General features: G+C 68.3%; 26 protein-coding genes. 4 read left to right on the forward strand and 22 right to left on the reverse strand.

The window, feature by feature from the left end; genetic code table 11:
- The first annotated feature begins 469 nt into the window (after nt 1–469).
- The 3 genes from ACFUJR_RS14640 to ACFUJR_RS14650 all read left to right on the forward strand — a co-directional run bounded on the left by ACFUJR_RS14640 (nt 470) and on the right by ACFUJR_RS14650 (nt 1,658).
- The gene (locus tag ACFUJR_RS14640; RefSeq protein WP_383450420.1) at nt 470–1,093 is read left to right on the forward strand and encodes a GntR family transcriptional regulator; all 624 of its coding nucleotides are present in this window, start codon (nt 470–472) and stop codon (nt 1,091–1,093) included.
- A 187-nt stretch (nt 1,094–1,280) separates the two neighbouring features.
- Complete coding sequence (locus ACFUJR_RS14645) at nt 1,281–1,445, forward strand: hypothetical protein (protein ID WP_383166428.1); 165 nt, start codon at nt 1,281–1,283, stop codon at nt 1,443–1,445.
- Between the two features lie 9 nt (nt 1,446–1,454).
- The gene (locus ACFUJR_RS14650; RefSeq protein ID WP_383166425.1) at nt 1,455–1,658 is read left to right on the forward strand and encodes a hypothetical protein; all 204 of its coding nucleotides are present in this window, start codon (nt 1,455–1,457) and stop codon (nt 1,656–1,658) included.
- Here ACFUJR_RS14650 and ACFUJR_RS14655 read toward each other — a convergent pair.
- Nucleotides 1,655–2,005, reverse strand: a complete 351-nt coding sequence (locus ACFUJR_RS14655) for a DUF6221 family protein (RefSeq protein WP_383166422.1) — start codon at nt 2,003–2,005, stop codon at nt 1,655–1,657. The genes ACFUJR_RS14650 and ACFUJR_RS14655 overlap by 4 nt on opposite strands.
- Before the next feature lie 465 nt (nt 2,006–2,470).
- A complete protein-coding gene (locus ACFUJR_RS14660; protein WP_383166419.1) occupies nt 2,471–3,055 on the reverse strand; it encodes a recombinase family protein in 585 nt (194 codons plus the stop codon).
- Nucleotides 3,056–3,195: 140 nt separating this feature from the next.
- On the opposite strand from ACFUJR_RS14660, the gene ACFUJR_RS14665 reads away from it, so the two are divergent.
- A complete protein-coding gene (locus ACFUJR_RS14665; RefSeq protein WP_383166416.1) occupies nt 3,196–3,426 on the forward strand; it encodes a hypothetical protein in 231 nt (76 codons plus the stop codon).
- Between the two features lie 50 nt (nt 3,427–3,476).
- On the opposite strand, the gene ACFUJR_RS14670 is transcribed toward ACFUJR_RS14665, so the two are convergent.
- The 20 genes from ACFUJR_RS14670 to ACFUJR_RS14765 form a co-directional block, all read right to left on the reverse strand.
- The gene (locus ACFUJR_RS14670) at nt 3,477–3,626 is read right to left on the reverse strand and encodes a hypothetical protein (protein ID WP_383166413.1); all 150 of its coding nucleotides are present in this window, start codon (nt 3,624–3,626) and stop codon (nt 3,477–3,479) included.
- Between the two features lie 11 nt (nt 3,627–3,637).
- Nucleotides 3,638–3,997 (reverse strand): hypothetical protein, encoded by a 360-nt coding sequence (locus ACFUJR_RS14675; protein ID WP_383166410.1) that lies wholly within the window; start codon nt 3,995–3,997, stop codon nt 3,638–3,640.
- A 4-nt stretch (nt 3,998–4,001) separates the two neighbouring features.
- Nucleotides 4,002–4,424 (reverse strand): hypothetical protein, encoded by a 423-nt coding sequence (locus tag ACFUJR_RS14680; RefSeq protein ID WP_383166407.1) that lies wholly within the window; start codon nt 4,422–4,424, stop codon nt 4,002–4,004.
- A complete protein-coding gene (locus tag ACFUJR_RS14685; protein WP_383166404.1) occupies nt 4,425–4,772 on the reverse strand; it encodes a hypothetical protein in 348 nt (115 codons plus the stop codon). It lies immediately after the preceding gene.
- Between the two features lie 17 nt (nt 4,773–4,789).
- The gene (locus tag ACFUJR_RS14690; protein WP_383166401.1) at nt 4,790–5,599 is read right to left on the reverse strand and encodes an N-acetylmuramoyl-L-alanine amidase; all 810 of its coding nucleotides are present in this window, start codon (nt 5,597–5,599) and stop codon (nt 4,790–4,792) included.
- Between the two features lie 63 nt (nt 5,600–5,662).
- Complete coding sequence (locus ACFUJR_RS14695; RefSeq protein ID WP_383166399.1) at nt 5,663–6,313, reverse strand: hypothetical protein; 651 nt, start codon at nt 6,311–6,313, stop codon at nt 5,663–5,665.
- 12 nt (nt 6,314–6,325) lie between these two features.
- A complete protein-coding gene (locus tag ACFUJR_RS14700; RefSeq protein ID WP_383166396.1) occupies nt 6,326–6,925 on the reverse strand; it encodes a hypothetical protein in 600 nt (199 codons plus the stop codon).
- The gene (locus tag ACFUJR_RS14705) at nt 6,922–8,019 is read right to left on the reverse strand and encodes a DUF5047 domain-containing protein (protein ID WP_383166393.1); all 1,098 of its coding nucleotides are present in this window, start codon (nt 8,017–8,019) and stop codon (nt 6,922–6,924) included. Before ACFUJR_RS14705 ends, ACFUJR_RS14700 begins: the two co-directional genes overlap by 4 nt.
- A complete protein-coding gene (locus tag ACFUJR_RS14710; protein ID WP_383166390.1) occupies nt 8,019–10,256 on the reverse strand; it encodes a hypothetical protein in 2,238 nt (745 codons plus the stop codon). The genes ACFUJR_RS14705 and ACFUJR_RS14710 overlap by 1 nt, the downstream gene beginning before the upstream one ends.
- Before the next feature lie 2 nt (nt 10,257–10,258).
- Complete coding sequence (locus ACFUJR_RS14715) at nt 10,259–14,605, reverse strand: hypothetical protein (RefSeq protein ID WP_383166387.1); 4,347 nt, start codon at nt 14,603–14,605, stop codon at nt 10,259–10,261.
- Between the two features lie 21 nt (nt 14,606–14,626).
- The gene (locus tag ACFUJR_RS14720) at nt 14,627–14,974 is read right to left on the reverse strand and encodes a hypothetical protein (protein ID WP_383166384.1); all 348 of its coding nucleotides are present in this window, start codon (nt 14,972–14,974) and stop codon (nt 14,627–14,629) included.
- Between the two features lie 56 nt (nt 14,975–15,030).
- The gene (locus ACFUJR_RS14725; RefSeq protein WP_383166381.1) at nt 15,031–15,363 is read right to left on the reverse strand and encodes a hypothetical protein; all 333 of its coding nucleotides are present in this window, start codon (nt 15,361–15,363) and stop codon (nt 15,031–15,033) included.
- A gap of 87 nt (nt 15,364–15,450) precedes the next feature.
- Entirely contained in the window at nt 15,451–16,035 is a 585-nt protein-coding gene (locus ACFUJR_RS14730; protein WP_383166378.1) for a phage tail protein, read from the reverse strand.
- A gap of 71 nt (nt 16,036–16,106) precedes the next feature.
- Entirely contained in the window at nt 16,107–16,505 is a 399-nt protein-coding gene (locus ACFUJR_RS14735; protein ID WP_383166375.1) for a hypothetical protein, read from the reverse strand.
- A complete protein-coding gene (locus ACFUJR_RS14740; RefSeq protein ID WP_383166372.1) occupies nt 16,505–16,816 on the reverse strand; it encodes an HK97 gp10 family phage protein in 312 nt (103 codons plus the stop codon). The genes ACFUJR_RS14735 and ACFUJR_RS14740 overlap by 1 nt, the downstream gene beginning before the upstream one ends.
- An 11-nt stretch (nt 16,817–16,827) precedes the next feature.
- The gene (locus ACFUJR_RS14745; RefSeq protein ID WP_383166370.1) at nt 16,828–17,187 is read right to left on the reverse strand and encodes a hypothetical protein; all 360 of its coding nucleotides are present in this window, start codon (nt 17,185–17,187) and stop codon (nt 16,828–16,830) included.
- Nucleotides 17,187–17,603, reverse strand: coding sequence for a hypothetical protein (locus tag ACFUJR_RS14750; RefSeq protein ID WP_383166367.1), 417 nt, complete (start codon nt 17,601–17,603; stop codon nt 17,187–17,189). Before ACFUJR_RS14750 ends, ACFUJR_RS14745 begins: the two co-directional genes overlap by 1 nt.
- Nucleotides 17,604–17,615: 12 nt before the next feature.
- Nucleotides 17,616–18,635, reverse strand: coding sequence for a glycosyltransferase family 4 protein (locus tag ACFUJR_RS14755; protein ID WP_383166364.1), 1,020 nt, complete (start codon nt 18,633–18,635; stop codon nt 17,616–17,618).
- Nucleotides 18,632–19,588 carry a phage major capsid protein gene (locus tag ACFUJR_RS14760; RefSeq protein ID WP_383166361.1) on the reverse strand — a complete coding sequence of 319 codons (957 nt, stop codon included), beginning with the start codon at nt 19,586–19,588 and terminating at the stop codon, nt 18,632–18,634. Before ACFUJR_RS14760 ends, ACFUJR_RS14755 begins: the two co-directional genes overlap by 4 nt.
- Nucleotides 19,589–19,600: 12 nt before the next feature.
- Nucleotides 19,601–20,230 carry a hypothetical protein gene (locus ACFUJR_RS14765; RefSeq protein WP_383166358.1) on the reverse strand — a complete coding sequence of 210 codons (630 nt, stop codon included), beginning with the start codon at nt 20,228–20,230 and terminating at the stop codon, nt 19,601–19,603.
- Nucleotides 20,231–20,244 lie beyond the last annotated feature (14 nt).

Raw genomic sequence — 20,244 nt, forward strand, 5'->3', positions numbered from 1 at the left:
GCACTCCCCCACCATGGCTCTGACCTGGCGCTTTCCCGAAGTAGCGCGGGACACGTCAAGACGGCTATTCCCTTCTGCGGACATGATCAACTCCCACCGGTTTCCCACTTGCCCCCACAAACGCCAAACCGGGACTGGACCGCGCGCCCTTGGAGGCGACTACAGCGGCCCAGTCCCGGCATATGGCCAACGAATGCCTCGTACAGGAATCACGCCCTGAGCGACACTCGTCGGTGCGCCCATCCGCCGTTGGGAGACGGATGGTCGCTGGGGCCGCTTCCGATCGCAGGCGGGTACGAGCGGCGGAGGCGGTCCCGTCGGCCGCCCGGGACTTGAACCCGAACTGCCGAACTCTCACTCTTCAGTTGCCGCAAGGGCGGACTTCCGGCCATCCGAGGCCTAGATATATCTAGTCATCACGGTACCTCTTACTGTGCGACGTCACGTCATGATCGTCGCCAGGGGTCCCATGTCAGCCGACGCGCGCTACCGCCGCATCGCAGCTGACATCCGCGCCCGCATCGAGGCCGGCGAGTGGGCCATAGGCGACAAGCTCCCGTCCCGCGAAGTGATGGCAGTCGAGTACGACGTCCACCCGCAGACGATGCGACTGGCTCATGCCCTTCTCCGTCGGACTGGAATCCTCGAGGGCGAGAAGCGTAAGGGCGTCTATGTGGCGCACCCTCCTGCTATGCGCACCCTCACGGACGCGGATGCCGACTGGCCCCACTCATCCGAGACGACCGACACCCGGACCCGGCGGGCCGATGCCGAGCTTGCCGCCCGCCTTGACGTACCCGTGGGGGCCACCCTGCAGCACGAGACTGTCGAGTGCCTGGATCCGGGCGGCCGGTCGGCCATGCTCGTGTCGTCGTGGTGGCGGGGCCAGCGCCGACCGCACGCAAGCTACGTGGTGGAGCTGAGCGTCGCACCGCTCGACGAGGACCAGGCTGCGGCCCTCGGCCTGGTCTCGGACGTGCTGGCGTACAGGCTGGTGCGGACCCGACTGGATACATCTGGGCGCCCTGTGGAGACTGCTGATCTCGTCCTCCCGATGGATCGGTGGATGATCCGCCTGAGCGGCACGGCGTAGCGCGCGTCGGCGGGGGCGCCCAGTAGTGCCGGGCCCGACGCGCATTACGGAGCATGCATCATCCGGCATATGCCTGGGAACGGGTGTGCGAGGGAAACTTCTACGTTCCGTTCGCACCGGGTGTGAATATGTGACCGACAGCGAAGCTCGGGGGTCCGCTGTCACACCCGCCCCGTAGCCTTGCCGCATGGCATCGATGCCGGAGGAGAAGCCCACCGCAGCCGCGGTGAACCAGGCGATCCGCGACCTGTGGGTTGGCGGCACGCTGCCCGCCGAGCGCCAGGCCGAGTATCACCAGCTGCTCGTCGTGCGGGCCGAGGCGATGCGCGTCGAGCAGGAGCTCGCAGCTTAGGATCCGGCCGTGGCAATCGAACTCACCGACGAACTCATCCAGCTCGAGACGCGCGCCTGGGCAGAGATCCAGGCCGGCGTCCTCACCTTCGACACGGCAGCCGCCGTGCAGGCCGCCATCACGGCACACGCCGAAGCGACCGGGCAGTCCCGGTACGAGGTCGAGACGGAGCTGAAGAAGCGGGTGCGGAACCCAGAGCCCGAGGGCGACTAGGGCCGCCACTCGTCCCGGTAGTCGGCGTGGTCGGCATACGGCAGGGCAAGGCGCTCCAGGATCCCGTCCACCGAGGACGGGGCGTGCGGGCGCATCGGCCACCTGAGCACCCAGTCGATCAGCTGCCGCTTGGCGTCGACCTCGGCAAGGACGCGGGCCGGGTCGTGGCGGACGATGTGCTCGGCAATGCCCGCCCAGTTCGCGGTGGCGCACTCCTCGGCCCTGTCGCCCTCCGTGGAGACGATGACGCCGGTCTTCCCGATCTGCCGGAAGCTGTCGCCCGCGCGGCGCGCGGTCTGCTCGTCTTCGTCGAGGCGGGCGCGGAGGAACTGCGCGAGGTCGTCCATGGGGTCTCCGAGGGGTATGCCCCGCCCGTCGGGCGCTGTCCCCGGGCGGGGTCCGACGGGCGGGTCCGAGTGCGCCGCAGCCAGCGAGCGCGGATAGATGACACCACTGTACGAGCGGGCACTGACAGCCCCGGGCGTCAAGCGGTCTTGCAGAATGTGCAACGACGAAGCCCGCCCCGGCGGTAAGACCGGGACGGGCTAGCGGTAGGCCAAGCATGCTGCGACGCGGCGCCTCCAGTGCCTTCGGCGGCGGTTGCCGGCCTCCGAGATCGTTCTGTCCACGATCTCGGACGCCTCGCACTCGACGTTGCAGAACGGGTCGCGATCCTTGCCCTCACCCCAGACCAGCTTCGGATCGTCGCCCCTCAGGGGCATTCCACAGAACGTGCACTCCATGCGTCCTCCTCGGCGAGTGGCCCTTACCTAGGACGGACGACGTAACTCGTCCAGCGCATAACGTCTCGGCTACTTGCTGGACTTGCGTGCGTTGGTGCCGTCTCTGTTCAGGTGCCCATACACGGTTGTACGCGGAACGCTGAACAGGTCGGCGATCTCTTGCACGGTCTTCTCTCGCTTGTCGTACAGCTCTTGAGCGATGGCAGCCTGGTGCTCTGTGAGCCTTGCCCGCCGGCCACCGACTCGACCGCGAGCCCTGGCCGCGGCCAGTCCGTCCCGGGTGTTCGCCAGGATCAGCTCTCGCTGGAGCTCGGCCATGACGCCGAGCATCCCGAACATGGCGCGGCCTTCTGGGGTGGAGCTGTCGATGCCTTGCTCGATGATGTGCAGCCCAACGCCCCGCTCCCGCAGGTCGGCACCCAGCGTGACCAGGTGCAGCAGAGACCTCGAGATGCGATCCAGCCGCGTGGCTTTGAGGGTGTCTCCGTCTCGCAGTCGCTTCAGGAGGATGTCGAACTCAGGCCGGGACGCCTTGGCGCCGCTGGCGTAGTCGATGTGGATGTTCTGCTCGTCGACGCCGGCCCGCAGGAGGGCGTCGATCTGGTGATCCGGGTTCTGGTCTGCCGTTGAGACCCGGGCGTATCCGAAGTCCATGTGACGACTCTACCGGCGAAGGGTTACCCGTCATAGATTTTCGACGCGAGTTGTCGACATCAACTTCCTGCGACGATAGGCTCGTTGACGTGATGACGATAGACGGTGGTTTGCCGTCAACGGATGATCAAGGGGACAGGATGGCCAACGCCCACGAGACCCTTCAGGCTCAGATCGAGGCAGCCACATGGGTCTTCGTCCGGCAGGAACTGGAGCAGTGGCGCAGGAACAACCCTGGTGCCAGCTCCGATGACTTCGTGGACTACTGCTTGCGTCAGACCAAGCTGGCCACCGACCGCCTCATCGAAGTCGAGATGGAGAACGGCTCCAGCCGCGAAGAGGCCGAGCGCATGATCCAGCACATGCACTGACCTCTGGGCACAGCAGAAGGCCCCCACCGCGCGAGGCGGCGGGGGCTCTGTCATTCCTCAGGCACAGGCTCGGGGGCCGGTTCCTCCGGCGGCGGTTCGGGCTGTTCGGGGACGACGCCCATGTCGACGAGGGTGCCCATGTCGGCAGCGGTCTCGTCGATCCGGCGAGCGACGGGCCGTTGGGACGGTAGTTCGGTCATGGCATCCCAGTTCACAGGTCGTGGTGGATGAACTCGCGGGCTCGCTGCGGTACGGGTGGTGCGGCCGGCGGCTCGAGGCCGGCACCCCGCACCCATGTGGTGAGGCCGCGGACCCGCTCGATGAGGTAGGAGATGGCGACGCCCGCGCCCTCGAGGCGCTGGTCCTGCCGGTCGGCGACCTGCTCCAGCTCGTCGATCCGCTGACCCTGCCTGCTGATCTCCTTCCGCATGGCGTCCGTGACGACACTGAAGTCATCACGCCGATGGTCCCGTCGCGTCCGGCGTGCCGCACGCCCGCTCCACACTGCGGCCCCGGCGGAGGCCACCCCCACTACGCCACTGGACACCGCGGTCCACATCTCGACGCTCATGGGCTCACTCCAGTTTCTTGGGGCGCGGTGGTTCTCTCCACCCGGCCACCACGATCACCGGCACTGTGGCTACCGCCCAGATCAGTGCCGTCACCCACCCCCTAGCGTTGTCTCCGAGCGGCCACCACGACACGAGGTACGCGAGCATCCACGGAACAACGATGGCCAGGAGGGCGGGGAATCCGTACCAGTCCCGCCCCTCTGGTAGTACAGCCGATGCCACGGCGACGAGACCGCAGGCGACCCAGCACCAGGCCCACGCCTCCAGTGGCATCAGGTGCAGCAGGAGCCGGATGCCGCGAGTGTCCGGCAGAGGCTCGACGAGCTGCCCGAATCCGTACAGCGCCCACAGCACGCCGAAGCTGGCGAGGAATGCGCCGCGGCGGCCGAGGATCCGGGACAGCCGCCGGGCTACGCGGCGCGGCACTCACACCCCAGACAGCGGGCGGGCGCCGGTCGTCGGGCTGACCTGGCCGCGCGTCACGAGGCCGAGGACGGCGAGGACGACGGCGTTCAGGGCACCGACCGTCTCCGGGGCGACGTTGAAGCCGTAGGCAGCGAGCAGGGCGACACCGGCGGCGACGAGGCCGGTGAACGCGGAGGGCGCGATCGGCCGGGTCATGGCCGCAGTCGCGGCGGCGAGGGCGGCGGAGATGACGGCGACGATCGCGCCCGCCTGCTCCGTGCTGAGGCCGACGTTGAAGGTGACGAGCAGCGACAGCGCTGCGGAGATGGCGGCGATGACGAGCGCCGGCTCCTTGCCGAAGAGTCTCACGATGATGTCCGATCCGTTCAGGGGTTGGTGGGGCCGGTGATGTCGACGTTGACCTGGACGACGGCGTCGGCGATGGCCTGCTCGACGGCCGCCACGACGGTGGCGGTGTCGACGTCGTCGCCGAGCTGCCCGGCGATCGCCTGCACTGCGGCGGAGAGCCCGGCGACCTGCGTGGTGAGCGCGTCGATCTTGCGGCTGGTGCCGCGCAGGTAGGCGTAGGCGTCCTGCGTCTCATCCCGGCCCTTGTAGGCCCAGAGCTCTACGGGCGTGGCCATGTCTTCCTCCTCAGGGAGTGCGGTGCCGGTCGCGCGGGCGACGATGCCCGGGAACACGACCTCTCGGAACTGGCGGACCCGGGCGTCGCCGGGGCAGGCCGTACCGGAAACGGCCCAGTCGGCGTGCAACCGGTGGTAGCCGTAGCCGGGGTCGGATGCTGTGCGGCAGATCCGCAGTGGGATGCCGTGCCGCTGGTGGAGCCACACACCGAGCCTGATCAGCTGCTCGACCTGGGCGTCAGTCCACGGATCGGTGTGCTGCAGGTTCGACGCGGTCTCGATCGAGACGGCGCCGGTACCGTCAGGCCGCCGGTTCGCCCGGTAGTTGGCGTCCGCGCGGGTCTCGGTCCCGATGTACTGACCGAGGTCGCCCTCGTACCCGAGGCCGAAATGGCTGTCCAAGTTCGTGCTGTCGCGCCAGTACTCGTACATGCGGCGCGCGGTCCACGGCGCGGCGATGCTGTGGAGGATGAACTGGGTCGGCCGGATGGCCGGCTGCGAGTCCGACTCCGGTTGGAGCTCCATCTGCGTGGCCGCGGAGTACCAGGCCATGAGGCCTCCAGAAATGGCGAAGGCCCCGGCCGGCGGGCACGGGGCGTCAGGGGTGGGGTGGGGTCAGACGACTTCGTAGGTCACTTGGCCTTGGAAATGGTTTGCGGTGGTCGCGGTCCAGACGTGCGGTTGGGAGTTCGACCATTCGGCAGCGTGCTCGTGGGAGTAGATCCGGGCTACCGATGTGCCTTGCAGGGCGGCTACGGTGCCGGCCACCCACTGGCTGGGGTTGTGCCCGCGGGCGCTTCCGAGGTAGCACCAGTTCGCGGAGGTGCTTCCAGGGGACGCCACAGCGAAGGGGAGCGAGATCGCCCAGCTGCCCGTGCCGAAGGTGGTCGTCGTGCCGCACACGACCTCGAAGACCGCCGTGCACGTCTTGCCAATGAGCTGGTACCGGCCCGCGATGCTGCCGTTGCTGATCGAAGGGTTGGAGCCGTTCGCCGTCCAGGCTGGCGCGTATGCCGTCCACGTGCCGCCGGACTGGAGAGGCTGCCAGGAGGCTCCGTCGTACTGGGTCATCGTGTTGCTGTCCTGCAGCCAGGCCGTCATGCCTTCGACGGGGCTGACCAGGGTGGCGTTGCGGGCTGAGGCGGAGGCGAAGGACAGCACCGCGCGCTGCAGGACCTGCTGTACGGCGGCGCTCATGGCCGCGATGCTCGGAGCATCTGTGAGGGCGGGGATTGTGATGCTCTGCCCGTAGTCGTCGGTGGCCATCGGCCCTCCTTGTCAGCTGAGCCGGAAGCGGACGACGTCCAGCGGCGCCCAGCTTGCGTTTCCCGTGTAGTCGTTGATCACGACGGTCCCGTCCGTGTTGATGTCGATGACGCCGAGAATCCCGACGGCGATCTGGGCCGGGAAACGCACTTTCGAAGCCGGTCGCGCCGCGGTCGGCAGCGTGCCGACCGTGGACGCCCCGGTCGTCGCGGCCGGCGCTCGGGCTAGACCGCACATCTGTACCGTGCGGTCGCCGTTGATGCGGTACGCGGGCGTGTAGTACGGGGAGCCCCACGCCGACCAGGAACCGGCGAAGCTCAGTGCCTGCCACGTTCCTGCCGTCGTGGATGGTGCCGCACGACCCCATGCGGCCCAGTTCCCTGCGCTGCTGATCGTGATGTAGATCAGGTCGCTTACGGCGGGCGAGGCGTAGGTGTCCATGCGGCGGGCGACGATGCCGTCGGTCGTGGTGACAGTCCCGTCGGTGCCCACCGTTGCGACCGTGGCCATGCGCCAGTCGGAGCCGCGGACGGTCGTGGACTCCTGCCCCGCGGCCACCGCCTGCTGCCTGACGGCGTCCGCCAACTGCAGCGAGAGCGCGTTCGACGTCACGAGCCCTCCTTCGCCGAGATGGTCTGAATCGTGAAGCTGCCACCCACGTCCAGGCTCACCGAGAAGCTGTGCACCTGGTGGAGCTCCTTCGTGCCGTCGGGGTAGACGACGCGCACGATGTCGCCGGGCTCGAGAGCCGGGTTGGGCAGCGATGTGATGTCCGCGCTCGCGCTCGGCGCCTGAGCCGCCCGGAGCTTGAGGGTCGCGGCGGCCGTGCACTGGCCGGCTGTGATGAGCGTGCTGGACGTGTAGAACATCGGCCGGTGCCCGAACGGGCCCGACCAGTACGTGGGCGAGCCAGCGTCGTTGTCGACGACCAGCGCCGACACAGGAGCGGTGTTCGTCTCGGCGTTCTCCCCGCGGGCGAGGACTCCGTTGTAGATGCCGTCGGCAGTCATGGCCCGGCTCGCCTGCATGTAGGCGCCACCCTCCCCCGCGCTGATCGTCCAGGCGACCGGTGTTGTCAGCAGGTCGGGAAGGTCGGAGACGGTGAACTGGCCGTCGGCGTCGGCGTACACCTCGGCGCCGATCGCGGCAGCGATCTCCTGCACGGCCGCCCACGGGTCGCCCTCGATGTCGAAGGTCCGCGGCCCGATGGCGGCATCCGCGACGGTCGAGGCGGTAGTGACGACGGCGTCGGGGATGCTGCGCTGGATGAGTGCGGTCACCGCGCTCACGGCTGTACCCGTCGCCCGGTACGGGGCGGTGAACTTGTCGTCGGCGACCACACATTCGAGGCTCTTCCCGGTGAGGGTGACGGGCCCCTCGTCGACATCGCCGCCGGTCTCGTCGAGCCGGAACACGCCGAGCGGCACAGTCTCTGTCTGCCCACCTCCGTATTCGACCCCGCGAACGATTCGCAGACGGGCGCCGTACACGGACAGCTTGTCGAGGGCGGTCCGCGGGATGAGGCTGATGTCGGCGATGGTGACGCTGCACGTCCGCCGGCACTGGCTCCCCCGGTCCACCGAGACACTGCCGCCGGTGTGAGACAGGGACTCCACCCTGCCGTCCGCCCGGAATAGCGTCACCTCGACCAGCGGGTTGTGGGATTCGACGATGGTGTCGAGGAACCGCTGACTGACCGGGTACATCAGGTGATCCTCCGGTCCAGGAGCACGTCTTCCCAGGTGGCGTAGGTGGCGAGCACGTCTGCCCAGGTGGCGAACTCCGTGAGCACGTCCTGCCAGGTGCGGCCCGCCGAGCCGGCCAGGCCGACCGTTGTGGGCATGTCCGTCACCTTGAGCGGCAGAGTCCACGTCCGCCACGGATCCGAGGCGACACCGCCGGTGCGGGGGCGGACAACCTGGCCCACGTTCACGTAGACGTCGTCCTCGCCCATGCCCGGGGCCACCTGCCAGAGCAGGACGTTTCCGGAGTCGAGGAGCCAGTCCAGCCGTTTCCGTTCGTCGTCGGACTGTGTGTAGACGACGAGGTCGCCCTCGAGGCCGCCGCGGACGTCGGAGTGGACGACCGAGTTCTTGCGGCCCTTGACGCGATGCTCGGCCTGTGCGATTGGGCGCTGCCAGTCCGGCGCCCGCGCAATCATGACCCTGGTGTTCCGCTGCGGCTGGCCAGGGTCCTTCAGCCAGCCGTAGTTGGTGTCGCCGGGATCCAGGGTGATGCTGACGCTGACGCGGGTGCCCGAGATGCCGTTGCTGCTGTCCCGGGTCTCCCCGTAGTACACGAACGGGCTGCCGAGGGGTGCCTCGTAGTCCTCGAAGACCAGGACGTCGCTGGCGATCGTCTCGGCGTTGATCAGGCCGGACGTGCCGCGCACCAGCGTCTGGGAGCCGTCCTCCGCGACCCGCCACACACTGATCGTGTCGCCCAGGGGAAGCTCCCGCATGGTGACCGTGACGTAGGCCTCGGCGTCGTTCGGAATGGCTTCGACGAGCGGCACGGATTCCCAGAGCGAGACCTTGTCGACCCGCAGCACCGACGGCGCCGCCGTGGCCGTCAGCGTCCACTCCACCGCCGCCTGCGTCGCACCCGCCGGGGCCGTGTGCTGGATCGACAGCAGCCACCAGTTCGGCGTCGGCACAGCGGCAGCCGCGCCCGACGTGATACCCAGATCGACGTTCGCCGCGTCGTACCAGCGGATCGAGCGCGTCAGCGTCCAGCCGCCCGAGACGACCTTCATGGCGTACTCGGTGGTGAATGACAGGCCGGCCGCGTCCCCGATCGGGATCTTCCCGGTGCGGATGACACTGGTGGTGGCTGTCGCGGATGTGACGACCAGGCAGTACGCGTTCTCGACGAAATCCGTGCCCCACGGCGTGATCCGGGCCAGGGTCGCCGCACCTGATGCCACCGTCCAACTGCCGACGCCCTGCTCGAAAGTGGCGTCCGGCCACTTCACCAGACTGCCCTCGCGGACCGGGGTCATCGAGGACGGGTAGACGACAATGCCGTCGAAGCGCGCAACCTGCGCGGCCGTGGCCCCGGTGATGCCGACGGCGATGACCATCTGCGTCGTGTTCGCCGGAGCCGTGTCCGCGACCCGCTGCCGGTAGTAGCCGGTACCCGGCGCCGCCAGGTTCGCCCGCGCCGTCTGCAGCACCGAGTTGGCGGCGTCGAGGAACCGGATCTCAACCCAGCAAGTCGACCCCGCGGTCGGGGGGTTGATCAGCGCATACGCGAGATACTCGACGCCGGGCGTCGCCGCCACCGAGTCCACGGTCTTCGCCGATGCGTTGCCGTTCGCGGTGACGGTCATGGCCATGACGTGGCCGCCGCCGGCGTAGTAGTTCACCGGCCACTGCACCATCGGGACCTGGCGCGACAGCGTGCAGTTCGTCTCGACGACCCAGCCCGAGGTGTCCCGCTCGAGCGTCTCCGGATTGAACGCGATCATGTTGCCGGTCGTCCGCTGGGGAAGGCCGAGGTACACGTTCTCGAAGTGGTTGATCACGCTGCCAGCGGCGGGAGTCGCGGAGACCACGACCTGCACCGAAGCGGCCGTGCCGGGGGCGAAATCGGCGACGCTGATCCGGTGCCACGTCGCCGAAGCAGTGGCCGTTGTCAGCGACCACGAGATGCTGATCTCGGTGCCCGTGGAGTCCAGCCAGCGCAGGCCGATGCGCTCCGGCACCGTAGCGCCGGACGCATCCGCGAGAGTCTGGTACTCCGTCCACGGGGTGACCGGGTAGGAGGCGACGGTGCGGGCCTGCATCTCGCCCGCCGCCGTCGACGACAGCCGCAGCGTGCCGTCGCCGTTCCGGCCGCCCGTGCCCTTCGAGATCGAGCAGTTGAGCTTGGCCACCCAGCCCGAGGTGTTCGGGTCTACCGACTCCGTCACCGCCGAGAGGAAGTTGCCCGGGATCGCCATGCTCACCCCCTCCTGTTCGCGCGCATCGCGGATACGGCCGGGCGGAGGGTCGCGTCGACTCGGCCGTCGGCCCTGCGGTCGACGTAGGCAGCGAACTCGTGCTCGCCGACCCTCAGGGTCAACGTGTCGCCCGGCTGGAGACCGCCTGCGGCCGGAGCCGTGGCCACTCGCGCGAGTGCGTTGGCTTGCTGCGTCGTGAACACCGGCTCGGGCCGGCCGGTGCCGTTGTAGGCAAGGTTGAGGCCGGGCTGCAGGTAGCCGCCCGAGTCGTACTTGCCCTGATAGGCGTACCGGTGAGTGAACAGCGGGTCGTGGTACGAGCGGGCCCGGCTGCCGATGACCACTCCATCGCCACCGCGAGACTCGACGTTGACCCCGTTGATCGTTCCTGCCGTGTGGCCGACACCTGCGTTCGTGATGCCGATCATGTACGGCGAGCGGCCGTTCAGGACCCAGTCGGGCGGTGCTGTACGCCCGGAGAAGGAGCCTGTGGCCCAGCGGCGGTGCGGCTTCTGCCCTCGGATGACGGACTCGATCGCCGAGACGAGCCCGGAGCAGTCCCAGGACGGGTTGCCGTTGCCGCCCCACTGGTACGGCAGGCCGTGCTGAGTGCGAGCCCAGCTGAGGCCCTTGGCGAACCCGCCTCCGCCGATGCCGGACTCAGTCAGACGCTTGTCCGCCTCGCCGGAGTACCCGACGATCGCCTTGATGATTTTGCGCGGGATGCCGGTCACCATGTCGCGGTAGAGGGAGGCTGAGCCGGAAATCTTGTCCAGCAGCGGCTTCACGACCAGGTCGAGGCCGGCGGTCGCGGACGCCTTGATGCCGTCCTTGAGCCACGACACTCCGGTGGAAGCGAAGTCGACCACGTTGGATGCAGCGTTGCCGACCCAGTCGAAGATGCCGCCCTTGGCAAATCCCTGGAACTGGCTGAGCGGCTTGCCGGCCATGGCAGCCCTGTTGACGGCGTGCAGCCGGGCGCGCTCGTAGGGGTCCCGCATCGCTTCGGAGACGTAGACGCCCTCGCCTCGGCGCATCGGGACGAGCTGGTCATCGCCCTGCCGGAAGGAGGACTGTCCGGGAAGGATGCCGCCTCGGGCCCAGCCCTTCAGCTCCATCCTCTTGATCTTCGGGGCACCGAAAGCGTCTGCGATCTTGTTCCACGTCGGCACGATGCCCGCGTTGTAGATCTTGTCGATGATGAAGCGAACAGGCTTCTTCGCGATGTCCTGGACCTTGTTCCAGGCCTTCTCGATGAACCCCTTGGCGTCGTCGAAAGATTCCCCGACCGCCTGGACGCCCTTCTTGATGTTATCGAACGCCGGCTTCAGCGCCTTGTCCCACAGCCACTTTGCCTTGTCACCGATGAAGCTGAAGACAGGGCGCAGGAGGTGCTCCCAGACCCACTGCCCCTTGTTCCCTGCATCCTCCAGCCCCTTCTTGAAACTGTCGAGAGCAGGCTTGACGGCGTTGCTCCAGAGCCACTTCGCCTTGTCGCCGATGAAGGTGAAGACAGGCGACAGGACGTTGTCCCACAGCCACTCGGCGATCGCACCGACAGCCTTCAGGATGGTTACGATGTTGTCGAAGGCAGGCTTGAGAGCCTTCTCCCAGAGCCAGATGGCCAGCGCGGCAATCGCGTCCCAGACAGGCTTCAGGATGTTCTCCCAGAGCCACGTGGCGACAGCCGCCACAGCCTTGAATGCCAGCACGATCGGAACGATCAGAAACGTCAGGACAGCCGTGGCCAGGATCTTTGCCGCTTGCCCGATGAAGCTGAAGACCGGGCTGAGGATGGTGTTCCACAGCCACGATGCGGCATCCGCCACAGCCTTGAGGGCCACGACGATCGCATTGAAGACGGGCTTAAGGACGTTTTCCCAGATGAACAGGACCGTCGTCTTGATGCCCTCCCATGCAGCGTCGACAGCCTCCCTGAACCACGTCCAGTTCTTGTAGGCGTAGATGACCGCAGCAACGAGCGCCACGATCGCTGTGACGATCAGAACGATGGGGTTGGCGTTCATGACCAGGTTGAACGCGATCATTGCGAGCGTCCACAGCTTCGTCGCGACCCAGACCGCGTACAGCAGCTGGATCAGCCAGGGAAGATTCTCGGCGATCGAAGCGATGGCCGACGCCACCGCGCCCAGCACAGTCAGGACCGGTCCGGACAGAGGCGATGCGGCCTTCGCGATCTGATAGAAAGCCGATCCGATGTCGCCGAGGAAGCGGGCAAGAATGGGGGCCTGCTCCGAGGCGTAGGCGAGGAAGCGTTCGAACCGCTCCGACCCCTTCAGCCCGGTGCCCCAGTTCGCGAACCGTCCGGTGATCTCCTGCATCCGGGTGCTGATGGAGTCCATGTGCGGCAGGAAGGCCTGCACGACGCCCGCCATGCCCTTGAAGATCCGGCCGAACCCGACTCCGAACCCGATGATCGCCTGATAGGCGCCGCCCGACAGATCTGCTTTGAACTGCTGCCACCACGGCGACTTGAAGCCGCGCGACACCCGGTCCTGCAGGTCGCTGATCGCCTGCGCCGCAGCGCGGACGAACGGCGTCAGGCCAGGCAGGCTGTTCTTCAGGCCCTCCAACGCACGGGTGAAGATGGGCATCACCTGCGGCTGCAGCGACGTCGACCAGCCCTTGAAAGCGGTCCGAAGCGACTGGAACGCGTTGAACGTGTCCCGCGCGGCTGGCGACAGCTTCGCCAGAGCCGCCTGGTACTTCGCCTGCGCGACGGCAGCCTGATCCACGCCCCCGGCCGCCGAGAGCGACGCGGAGGCGATCTGACGCTGCGCTGAGGCCGCTGCTTCGGCAGCGGACTGCTGGGCCTGTGCGACGTTCGCCGTCGCCTCGCCAACCCGCTCCTGTGCGGCGGCAACCTGGCGGGCCGTCTCCACCTGCGTGCGGGCAGCCTCAACCTGGGCGTCTCGTACCGCACGGGTACGATCCGCCACCTGCTCCTGGGCGTCCGCCAGACGTTCCTGCGCGGACTTGACCGTGTCCGAGCCGTCGACGCCGGCCTTGTTCGCCTCAGCGGTCTCTTGCGTGAGGCGGGCCGTCTCGGTCGTCTGATCCTTCAGCCGCTGCACGGCCTGGTCGTAGGCAAGCTGGGCGCGGTCCTGCTCGAGCTGGGTAGCCTTGCTGCCCTTCGCCCGGACGGCGTTCAGCTCGGCTTCAGCCTCCCGGACGCTGAGGGCCGCGTCCTTCTGGGAGAGCTGCGCGCCGGCAAGCCTCGAGTTCAGGTCTTCGAGTTCCTGTGCGGCATCGCGCCTGGCGTCGGTGAGCTCCTCCTGAGCGCGCCGTGCGTCCTGCTGCGAGCGAGCCAGTGCGCGTTCGGCGTCCTCGATGCTGCGGGCCGCCTGGGCGTTACGCTCTGCGGCCTGCACCACAGCGTCGGCAGCCGAGATCTTCGCCTGCCGCACCTGCTGCAGCGCCTGGGCGATCTGCCGGGCACCGTTGCGCTCCGCCGCCGCCAGGGCCTGCTGGGCGCCAGCCAGTTGCAGAGCCTGCGAGGCGCCCTGGCTGCTTGCCTGAGCACCCCGCAGCGACGAGTTGGTCGCCGCGTCCTGCGCAGCCTTCTGCGCCTGCAGAGCCCCGCCGATGCTGATGAAAGCCGGGACCGCGACAGCCGCAAGCGCCCCGACACCGACGCTAGCCGCCACCGCCGCGGACCCAATGGCGCCGATGCCAGCAGCGAGGACAGGGATCGCCGGAATGGCTGCCAGGCCACCGATGGCTACGGTCAGGTGCAGGACCGCTGCCACCGCGCCAGAGGTGTCTACGTCGATGCGGGCCCGCTTGCCGTCCACCGCGTCGATCGCGGCATGAACTGCGGCCAGCTCGCCCAGGGCCGTTGTCGTGTCAGCGCGGACCTGCACGTTCGGATGCTGGGCGCCCAGCCGGGTCAGCTCCGCTTCGATGAGGCGGATCTCTGCCCTCGCGGCGCCGGCGTCTATGTCGATGCCGATGTGCTTGTTGGCGAGGGTCTCCATGCGCACGCGAAGCGCCTGCAGGTCCGCGTCTGCTTCTGAGGTGTTCGCGTCAATGGTGATCTTCGGCAAGCTGCGGAACGCGGCTTGCAGACGAGCCTTCAGCGCCCGCGAGAAGGCTCCCGCAGTCTCGTCGCCCTGCCGTACAGCGGACGGACGAGCCGCACGAGAGCCGCCCTCGATCGCGTCTCGGATCGCCGGCGTGATTCGGACGGTCAAACGGCGGGCGATGACCCGCCCCATCTCATCCCCCACCCGAGTGGCCGCGGGTACCAGGCCTGCATTCAGCTGGGCATAGATCCCCCGAGTGTTCGGGACGACATCGACCTCAACAGAGCCGACCTGGATCGCCACTAGGAGACTCCCTCCCGCGCGTCAGGCCGCGCCTCCGTTGATGAGTGCGAAGAGGCGGTCTGCCTTGGCCGGTGTGAGCTTCGGCTTGACCCTTTTCGGGGCCGCGCCGGGGCGGCGCATCGGCTCTGGGCGGGCCGGCCGCGACTGCTTCTCCGTGTTCACGCAGATCAGGACGTACTCGATCCGGCGCAGCACGTCGTAACAGGCGGCCACCAGCTGCTGATCCTGCGACCAACGGCCCTTCTCGGGCTCGCCGTCATCCGCCTGCGCGGCCAGCTCCTCGTCAGAGAGCTTGTTCCTGAGCGCGGTCATCGTCGACGACTCCGGCGGCAAGTGCTGGATCAGAACTCGGAGCTGCCGCCACGTCATCGTGCCGCGGTGTACGTCCAGGAGGTCGCGCCGGTAGTAGCGCCAGAGGTCGGCCTCTACCGCTTCCGCGTGCTCCTCGACGACGGCTTGGGTCCACCGGACTTTCCCAGCGGCTCTCCAGCCGCCTCGCCTGCAACGCTGAGGAGCTCGCCGACCTCGTCGTTGGTCGGGTCGAGGTCGAGGTACAACTCGTATGACGCAGGGCTGAGGACGTCCTCGAGGAAGGCGTCGAAGTCGCCGGCCTTCAGCTTGCGCTGCCAGGACTGGCGCCAGGCGCCGGGGGGCACGATCTCCAGGTCCTTGCCGCACAGCGGAGCGGTGACGTAGTGGCCCGTGGCCTCGGTCTCTTGGGCTTCGGCGGGGGTGACGTCGGTCTTGGTGTCGGTCATGGCGCGGACCTCCTAGGTCAGGGCGCGGGCAGAGGTAGAGGTGGGCGGGCCGGGCCCGCGCCGACGGTTGACGGCCCGCCCACCCGATCAGGACCCCGTGTATTCGGGGGTCGCGGGTACGCGGTCGGCGTGGTAGACGGTGTTGCCGGACTCGTCGGGGTAGGACGTGATCGTCCACTGGAAGCCGGCGACCTCGTCCTGCTTGTGGGTCACGTCCGAACGCTCGGTGATCTCGCCCTGGGGGACGTAGAAGCCGCGCTGGAACTCGCCGTCCAGGACGACGAACCAGAACGCCCGCCGGTCCGGAGTCGGAGACGCCGTCTCGGCGAACGTCGTCAGCCCGGAAGCGGGCGTCAGGTCGCCGACGTCGATGCGGTACTGCAGCGACTGCACCGTGGTGCGGCCCGTTTCCCACGCGGTGACGGAGAAGGTCCGCAGGGAGCTGGTGATGGTGGTCCGGATCGGTGCCGTGTAGCCCCACGGCGTGAAGGACTGGGAGTCCTCCTCGAAGCCCTGGACGAGTCCGTCGTCGGACAGTGCGCCGAGCGGCAGCCACGGGGCGAGCGGTTGCACCGCCGGGTCGCCCGGGGATGCGGTGCCCACGGGGGCGACCCAGCCGCCGCCGTTGGCGCCGACCTCGAGCAGATCCGCGGCGCGGGTGATGTTGACCATGACGTCTCCAGACGTGAAGAAGCCCGCGCACGGGCGGGGACTGAGAAGGGTCCGGCGCGGGCCCAGTTCGGTCAGGAGACCGGGTGACTGTGAAGGGCGTAGGTGGCCCCGACGCGGCGGAGCGCGGTGTTCTCGTAGGGTCGGGCCGCCGGGCGTGAGACCGTGGCGACCAGGCCGAAGACGGCATTCGTAGTCTTCGAGCCGCGGAGTTCGGTCAGGTACAGGCCGTGCACTTGGGCCGCCAGGGCGATGGCCTCGGCCCGAGTGGCTGCGTAGACGTTGACGTCGACCAGAGCCCGGTCGAGCCGGATCCCGTCGTCGTCACCCCCCACGACCTCGATCTGCACCGTGGGCAGCTCGTCCGTGAGGTTGTTGTCCAGTTCGTCCCGGACCACAACCTCGCTTCCGAGCTTGTCCTGGGTCCAGCCGATGAGTTCGAGCTCAATGTCGACGGAGCCGACGGCGGCCATCAGTTCCGCCCACCCGTTTGCGCGGCCCGCAGCAGCACATGATGGGCCCGAACTTTGTCGGTGCCGTACTCGACGTGGGCACCGTGAGGCGATGCGTTCCCGACTACGGCCACAGCGCGGTCGCGACGCCGGCCGCCGCGAGGTACGGGGCGGACGAAGAACGACGCCTTGTAGGTGCCTCGCTCGACAGGGGCGATTACTTCCCCGACGCCCTTGATGACCTCGGCCCGGCGCACCATCTCGTGAAGGACCATCGGGCTGCGCAGGAGCTGCCCCACGCCCTTCTTCGACATCCTGAACTTGGCCGCCACGTCGCCCTCCTTCAGCCGGTGACTCGGTCTGCGGCAAACTGCACCGGGCCGGGCGTGCCAGTGAACGGTGAGACGCCCCAGTCCCCTGGCTCACCAGTGATCTCGCAGACCTCGCCACGGATGCGGACCTGGTCCGTCGTTCTCCAGCTGGTTCGAGACGGGTCGTAGACGGTGTAGCCGACGATGACGGTGTCTCGGGCTTGCTGCTGATCCCCGCCAACCTGCGGGGTCTCTGCGCGAGGCGTTACCACGCAGCCGTCGACCTCGGTTTCCATCAGCGGCCCGGGAATCGGCTGGCCACGAGAGTCCCGGCCGGGAGATGTGCCGCGGCGCAGCCGCACCACTGTCTCCCCGAACGGGTAGCGGGCCATTAGACCCACCCCCAACCCGGCTCATACTCCAGGCCAGCCCCATAGGTGTCGTCCACAGGCCACGACGGCGACGGGTCAGCCGTCGCCGGTGTCGGGTCCACGGTGAACGCCCCGCCGCGACCGGCAAGGCTCTTCAGCGCGGCCTTGTCAGCCTTCGTCAGGTAGAGGCCGCCCGAACCGCTGGGGCGCTGCACCGACATGGGGCCGATCGTCTCGTAAGAGACCTGCTGCGGATTCACGTAGGCCCTGCCGGCAGCAGACAAGACTACGGCCGTAGCCTGGTCCGGCAGCGGTTTCACCACGGACTCGCACAAGGCCACAGCCTGCACGATCAGCAGATCCGCCCGGTCGCCGTCAATCTCGCCCAGGCCCAGATAGAGCCCGAGCTCCTCAGCCGTCGGGGGTACGAATGGCATCGTCGCCTCCTGTCAGGCCAGGGCCTCTACGGCGTCACACCAGGCGGCCAGGTCCGGTGCCGGGTCCAGCTCCGCCGAGCGGGCCTTCGCCCGCTTCGACACCAGCCTGTACTCGGCCGGATCGTCCAGCAGCTTGCGGATGACCGTCTCGTAGCCCTCGACGTCGTGCAGGTCGACGAACACGCCGGCCTCGCCCAGCGACTCGCACAGCCCCGGGGTGGGGTGAGCGACCACCGGAATCCCCGACGCAAGGGCCTCCACACCGGCCCGGCCCCACGACTCGTAGGAGGACGGCATCAGCAGCACCTTCGTGTTGCTGTAGACCCGGTCCCGCATCTCGTGGCCGCACAGGTGGTCCACGATCTCGACGTTCGGCAGCTCAGGAAGGAGCTGCTCGCCGTAGGCTCCACGCACAGCCATGAACTGCACGTCCGGCATCCGGCGGGCCAGCTTCTCGAAGAGCCGGCCACCCTTCTCCAGGTTGCAGTTGATCAGCGTGACCTTCTTGCCGGGCCGGGTGCGGTACTCCTCGGCGAACACCGGGGGCCGCACGATCACCTCGGCCCCCGGCCGGACGCCCTTCGGGTACTCGGCGAAGAACAGCTCCGCCTCCCGCGCCATCCACTGACTGTTGTAGACCGCGAGCGCGGTGTCTCCGCCGGCCATCTGCCGAAAGCTCGGCAGGTGGGTGTTGTGGACGACGACCGCCAGCGGCTTGCCGTAGCCGCGGGCGAGCGCACCGGCGCTGGGGACGTTCTCCAGATGAGAGACGACCACGTCGCACTTGCGGATAGCCGTCGCGGCATCCAGTCGTGTCTGCAGCGGGATGACCTGCACACCGTCCAGGTCATAGGCCTCGCGGTCGTCGGTGTAGCGGGAGAGCCACACCGACACCTCGTGGCCGCGCTGGACGAGGGCCCGCAGCATGCTGTGGACCATCCATTCGGCGCCAGCGTTGTGGCGCGGCGGGTAGCCGTGCAGCCGGGCCACGATCTGCATCGGCGCCCGGCTGCCGGACCCGCCCGACGTCACGAGGCTCCGCCCGCAGCCAGGTACTTCACGAACGCCTCCTCGTCGCCGAGGACGAAGCCGTAGTACGCCTCCGCCAGGAGGAGCACCAGGTTCTCCTGGAACGCCGAGTGGACGCCGCCGTCCTCGTCGATGTACGTCGCCTCACGGCTGATCTTGACCGTGATGTCCATACCGACGCCATACGCCGTCTGAGACCAGTCACCGCCGATGCCGCGAAGGCCGGTGTCGATGGTGCCCGACTGCCGGCGGAGCTTGCCCGACACGCTGCGGGAGTAGGCGACAGGCTCGCCGACCAGCGTGCCCGCGAGGGCGGCGCCGGTACCCGGCTGGGTGGTGTCCACGAAGATCGGCCGGCCGGTGGTGTCCGTCGCGCCGAGAAGGCTGGGCTTCATCCGGTGGTCCAGGACCGTGCCGGTGTAGTCCCAGTCGTCGTCGATGGTCTCCTTCATGCCCTTGACGATGTCGCCGTAGATGCCGCCGTTGGCCTGCGTCGTGCCGCCGATGGTGACGCTCTTGGTCGTCATCGCCAGGTAGTCCGCGAACGGTCCCGTGGCGCCCTTCATCGTCTTGCCGTGGATCGTCGCCCGGTCGAAGGCGCGGGCGAAGGCCGTCGGCAGGTCGCGCTGCAGCTGGGTCCACAGTCCGGCCGCGTTGCTGTTCGCGACCTCCATCGCGACCGGGATGAGCACGGCGATCTTCTTGCCGGCCATCTGCTTGATGTCGACGCCGCCGGTGCTGATCGGCTTTCGGCCGGCCTGCTCGACCCAGTCGGCCGTGGGCACGTCCAGTGGCACCGGGACCGCGGTGTTCGCCGTCATGGCGAGCGGCACGCGCTTCGCGAGCGACATGACCGCCGACTGCTCGACGGACTTCTCGAAGATGGGCCCGACGAGCGTCTCGGGCAGGAAAGTGCTGTCGATGTCAGACAGCTTGATGGGCGGCGTAGCAGCCATGAGTTACCTTCCTCAGCGGCCCTTCAGGGCCCTTTGCATGAAGCCCGCGAACTCTTCCGCCGGGCTGTTGGGGGTTCGGTTGCCGTTGCCTGACGAGCCCTGCGTGCGGTCCGGCGCCGGGCGGCGCGGAGAGTTGCCGACGGGCTTCGCGAGGTGCGGCTTGCGCTGCAGCAGGTCCGCGAGGCTGCCCCGGATCGCATCCGAGTCGATGTCGCCTTCGCTGTTCACGAAGGAGTCCAGGTCGAGGAAGGCGTGGGCGTCTTCGGGGTCGGCGAACCCTGCCGAAGCGAGGGCCCGAACCTCGGACTGCACAGCGCGCTGACGGAACGTCTGAACGTGCTGCTGAGCCTCGGTGAGGTCTGCGGTCAGCCGTTCCTGCTCGGTCAGCTTGGCCCTCTCGTGCTCCTGCACTTTGGCCAGTGCTGCGTCGCGTTCACGCCGTGCGGCCTTCGCGGCCTCACGCTCGGCGAGAAGCGCCTTCTTGCCTCCCTCGTTCAGGAGGGCCAGCTTCACCTCGTCGTCGAGGGTGGCCAGGAGGGTTTCGAGGGCTTCCGGCTGCGTCTGGCTGCTCGGAGTCTCGGGCTCCTGCCCGGTGTCGGCGTTGGGCTGAGACGATTCGGGAGTCGCGGTCTCTTCAGGCATGATGATCGAGCCCT

The organism is Streptomyces sp. NPDC057271 (genome assembly GCF_042668715.1).
Classification (GTDB): Bacteria; Actinomycetota; Actinomycetes; order Streptomycetales; family Streptomycetaceae; genus Streptomyces.

Excerpts from the sequence above, each read along its gene's own strand:
- ACFUJR_RS14695 (WP_383166399.1), bottom strand. The coding sequence starts at position 6,313 with ATGGCCACCGACGACTACGGGCAGAGCATCACAATCCCCGCCCTCACA.
- ACFUJR_RS14645 (WP_383166428.1), top strand. The coding sequence starts at position 1,281 with ATGGCATCGATGCCGGAGGAGAAGCCCACCGCAGCCGCGGTGAACCAG.
- ACFUJR_RS14735 (WP_383166375.1), bottom strand. The coding sequence starts at position 16,505 with ATGGCCGCCGTCGGCTCCGTCGACATTGAGCTCGAACTCATCGGCTGG.
- ACFUJR_RS14665 (WP_383166416.1), top strand. The coding sequence starts at position 3,196 with ATGGCCAACGCCCACGAGACCCTTCAGGCTCAGATCGAGGCAGCCACA.
- ACFUJR_RS14725 (WP_383166381.1), bottom strand. The coding sequence starts at position 15,363 with ATGACCGACACCAAGACCGACGTCACCCCCGCCGAAGCCCAAGAGACC.
- ACFUJR_RS14660 (WP_383166419.1), bottom strand. The coding sequence starts at position 3,055 with ATGGACTTCGGATACGCCCGGGTCTCAACGGCAGACCAGAACCCGGAT.
- ACFUJR_RS14760 (WP_383166361.1), bottom strand. The coding sequence starts at position 19,588 with ATGGCTGCTACGCCGCCCATCAAGCTGTCTGACATCGACAGCACTTTC.
- ACFUJR_RS14750 (WP_383166367.1), bottom strand. The coding sequence starts at position 17,603 with ATGCCATTCGTACCCCCGACGGCTGAGGAGCTCGGGCTCTATCTGGGC.
- ACFUJR_RS14765 (WP_383166358.1), bottom strand. The coding sequence starts at position 20,230 with ATGCCTGAAGAGACCGCGACTCCCGAATCGTCTCAGCCCAACGCCGAC.
- ACFUJR_RS14705 (WP_383166393.1), bottom strand. The coding sequence starts at position 8,019 with ATGTACCCGGTCAGTCAGCGGTTCCTCGACACCATCGTCGAATCCCAC.
- ACFUJR_RS14720 (WP_383166384.1), bottom strand. The coding sequence starts at position 14,974 with ATGACGTGGCGGCAGCTCCGAGTTCTGATCCAGCACTTGCCGCCGGAG.
- ACFUJR_RS14655 (WP_383166422.1), bottom strand. The coding sequence starts at position 2,005 with ATGGACGACCTCGCGCAGTTCCTCCGCGCCCGCCTCGACGAAGACGAG.
- ACFUJR_RS14745 (WP_383166370.1), bottom strand. The coding sequence starts at position 17,187 with ATGGCCCGCTACCCGTTCGGGGAGACAGTGGTGCGGCTGCGCCGCGGC.
- ACFUJR_RS14690 (WP_383166401.1), bottom strand. The coding sequence starts at position 5,599 with ATGGCCTGGTACTCCGCGGCCACGCAGATGGAGCTCCAACCGGAGTCG.
- ACFUJR_RS14675 (WP_383166410.1), bottom strand. The coding sequence starts at position 3,997 with ATGAGCGTCGAGATGTGGACCGCGGTGTCCAGTGGCGTAGTGGGGGTG.
- ACFUJR_RS14710 (WP_383166390.1), bottom strand. The coding sequence starts at position 10,256 with ATGGCGATCCCGGGCAACTTCCTCTCGGCGGTGACGGAGTCGGTAGAC.
- ACFUJR_RS14640 (WP_383450420.1), top strand. The coding sequence starts at position 470 with ATGTCAGCCGACGCGCGCTACCGCCGCATCGCAGCTGACATCCGCGCC.
- ACFUJR_RS14730 (WP_383166378.1), bottom strand. The coding sequence starts at position 16,035 with ATGGTCAACATCACCCGCGCCGCGGATCTGCTCGAGGTCGGCGCCAAC.
- ACFUJR_RS14670 (WP_383166413.1), bottom strand. The coding sequence starts at position 3,626 with ATGACCGAACTACCGTCCCAACGGCCCGTCGCTCGCCGGATCGACGAG.